The sequence below is a fragment of the uncultured Anaerococcus sp. genome (assembly GCF_963510915.1).
Taxonomy (GTDB): domain Bacteria; phylum Bacillota; class Clostridia; order Tissierellales; family Peptoniphilaceae; genus Anaerococcus.
Genome location: NZ_CAUPHG010000146.1, coordinates 1 through 2,918, shown reverse-complemented (window position 1 = coordinate 2,918; position 2,918 = coordinate 1). Strand labels below are relative to the sequence as shown.

At 37.0% G+C, this 2,918-nt stretch carries 5 protein-coding genes; 4 read left to right on the top strand and 1 reads right to left on the bottom strand.

All coding sequences use genetic code 11. From position 1 onward, the window contains the following. From RQ893_RS08885 to citC, 4 genes are all read left to right on the top strand, one after another. Positions 1-240: toxic anion resistance protein (locus RQ893_RS08885; RefSeq protein ID WP_311482652.1), on the top strand; the 240-nt coding region annotated here is incomplete at its 5' end. 82 nt (positions 241-322) lie between these two features. Beyond that, on the top strand, positions 323-604 hold the full coding sequence (locus RQ893_RS08880) for a kinase to dihydroxyacetone kinase (protein ID WP_311482651.1): 282 nt from the start codon (positions 323-325) through the stop codon (positions 602-604). A gap of 200 nt (positions 605-804) precedes the next feature. After that, positions 805-1,566, top strand: coding sequence for a triphosphoribosyl-dephospho-CoA synthase (locus tag RQ893_RS08875; protein WP_311482650.1), 762 nt, complete (start codon positions 805-807; stop codon positions 1,564-1,566). Beyond that, positions 1,559-2,587 carry a [citrate (pro-3S)-lyase] ligase gene (gene citC / locus RQ893_RS08870; RefSeq protein ID WP_311482649.1) on the top strand — a complete coding sequence of 343 codons (1,029 nt, stop codon included), beginning with the start codon at positions 1,559-1,561 and terminating at the stop codon, positions 2,585-2,587. Before RQ893_RS08875 ends, citC begins: the two co-directional genes overlap by 8 nt. Before the next feature lie 7 nt (positions 2,588-2,594). Here the strand turns inward: citC and citX are convergent. Further along, on the bottom strand, positions 2,595-2,918 hold a 324-nt coding region (gene citX, locus RQ893_RS08865), incomplete at its 5' end, for a citrate lyase holo-[acyl-carrier protein] synthase (RefSeq protein WP_311482648.1).

Below are 2,918 nucleotides of genomic sequence, written 5' to 3'. Positions count from 1 at the left end.
AATGACCTACTAAAGAAAAACGCCGACACCCTAAAACAAAACACAATCGAAACCGCAAGGGCCACAGAGCGTGGAATAGTAGACGTAGAAACCATAAAACACACCAATGAGGCCTTGATATCAACAATTGAAGAAGTAAGAAATATCCAAATCGAAGGTGCCAAAAACCGAGAAAAAGCTCAAGCCGAAATCAGAAACCTAGAAGAAGAACTAAAAAAGAACCTAACCAGGAGAAACTAAGGTATAATGTAAATGAGAATGTTTATCAAATAATTGAATTATACATTATATAAAAAATATTTTTAAATAGGAGTTACTACTTATGCACAATTTTAAACCAGGCGAAAAAATCGAATTCAAATTCGATTGCCAAATGCTAATAGCAAGAGTCGACAAAGACCTAGACGAAGACGAAATCTTCGACTACATTTCAGATAACCTAGAGGGTGATAGCCTTCTTGCAGTTGGAGATGAGGATTTAATCAAAATCCACTTCCACTCCAACAAACCATGGGAAGTCCTAGAATACGCTTCAAGCCTCGGCGATATCCACGACATAGTCGTTGAAAATATGCAAAGACAGGCTGATGGTCTTAAAGGATAATTTACAAAATAACTTAGAAAAGGAGAGTTCTCGCCTAGCGAAAGCTCTCCTTTTCTTTACAAGTATTTCAAAATACAACAACCCTTCCAAACGATTTACTTATAAATCCCCTTTGTGTATAATTAAAGTAATAGAAGTTAGTTTTGCGAGTATTTCTTTGCTAGTTTCAAGTCTTACAGAGGAGCTTGGTGTTAATTGTTATGGATATTAAAAATATTAGTCAGGCTATTAAGCTTGCAGTAGATGATGAGCTTAGTCGCGACCTCTCCTTTGGTTGTGTAAATTATAAATCTCAAGGTTCTCACAAGGATATGACCTATCAGGACTTTCTGACCTCTTCAAGTGCTATTTGCGACGCTATCGAAACTAGCGACTGGGGTAGGATTGAAACTTTCGACCAGCTCCGTGTGATGGGTAGGGAGATTGAAAAGAAAATGTACGAGTCAACTGGCGGAGTAAATACCTATAAGGGCTTTATTTTCCTTATCCTTATCCTAGTTTACGGTCTTTTTAAGTCCAAGTCTTTTGAAGAAGCTCCTATCTTTATAAAAAACTTTTCCCATCCACTTGTTAATGATTACAAAAAACAACAAAAGCCAAACCATTACAAAAAACTTGGCATCAAAGACGTAAGATCCTTCCCTCTTTCGGGTTTCAAAGAAATTTTCGACCTTAGCCTAGCCTATGAAAAAGAGCAAATGACTGATGAGATTTTGACTTTAATCTTGCTTGCAAGGATTGACGATACTACCACCCTTGCCAGGTCAAATTTGAAGACATTAAAATTTCTCCAAAATCAAGCCCTTAATCTTTACAAGGCCCATCTTAAAGGGATCAATATCGATAATAAGTTGGAAGATTTAAACGATTATTACTTAAAAAACAATATCAGTAGCGGTGGCGTGGCTGATATCTTTACCCTAACTAAAACCATCTACTATTTAAGGAGATTATATGAATAATTACATAGTTTCGGAAGTTTACAAGACAGATAAAAAATCTCTTGACCAGGTTGATAGACTCCTAGCTAATGAAGGCATAAAAAGAGATAAAAATACAGATTATTTGGCAGCTATTTTTGATAAAGGAGAGGTAATTGCAACTGGCTGCCTTTTTAAAAATACTCTCAGAAGCCTGGCTGTAGATTCCTCAAGACAGGGCGAGGCTTTAATGAACACCCTAATTAGCCACTTGATTTCTGAAGCAAATTCTAGAGGCTATTACAAACTCTACCTCTATGCCAAGTTGGCTTCGGCTCATTTTTTTAAGAGCCTAGGTTTTTATGAAATAGCTAGGGTTGATGGGGTTCTTTGTTTTATGGAAAATGAAAAAAATGGTTTCGCTTCATACCTTGATAGCCTAAATAAAGCTGATAAGCCCTACAAAAATGTAGCAGGCATGGTCATAAATGCCAATCCCTTTACCAAGGGCCACCTCTATCTTGTAGAAAAAGCTGCCAAGGAAAACGACCTTGTCCACCTTTTTATTGTCACAGATGACCTTTCTGATTTTGACTACAAGACTAGAAGAGAACTGATAATAGCGTCAACTAGCCATCTTGATAATATAATCTACCAAGAATGTAAGGACTACCTGATTTCATCAGCAACATTTCCATCCTACTTTATAAAAAATGAACCAGATGTAATAAAGGCTCAAGCTAGACTTGATGCAGAAATTTTTACCAAGATTGCCAAAAATCTTGGCATCAAAAAAAGATATATAGGAACAGAAGTCCCTGGATCAACAACTGATATTTACAATCAAATCCTAATAGAAACCCTTCCAAAGGCAGGAGTTGAGATTGACTTAGTAGAAAGAATAAAGATAAAAGGCGAAGATATATCGGCATCAAAGGTGAGAAAACTCATCAAGGAAGCTAATTTCGATGCCCTAAAACCCCTACTCCCCCAACCAACCTACGACTTTATTAGGTCTGAAAGAGCCCAAGCCATTATCAAAAAAATTCAAAATAAATCCTAGATGACTATTAACTAAGATAGTCTTCTAGGATTTTTTCTATACAGGTCTGCATTTCTTCAACTGAATGTCTTCTTGACCTAGCACAGCTAGTTGCCGGCTTGCCACATATTAGGCATTTGCGTTCGCTTAGTCCGAGGTCTTTTCTAGATATATCATAGCCTTTCCTACTTACATCTATATCAAAAAGCCTAGCTAAACTTGAACCTTCCTCTATGTCAACCATGGCTCTTTTTACATCAAAACCATCCCCATCTACAAGGATTATGGCTTCCTTGCCAGTCTTTGCCTCCCAGATTTCAGAAATCTCAAAATCCCAAGCCGACTCCTTGAT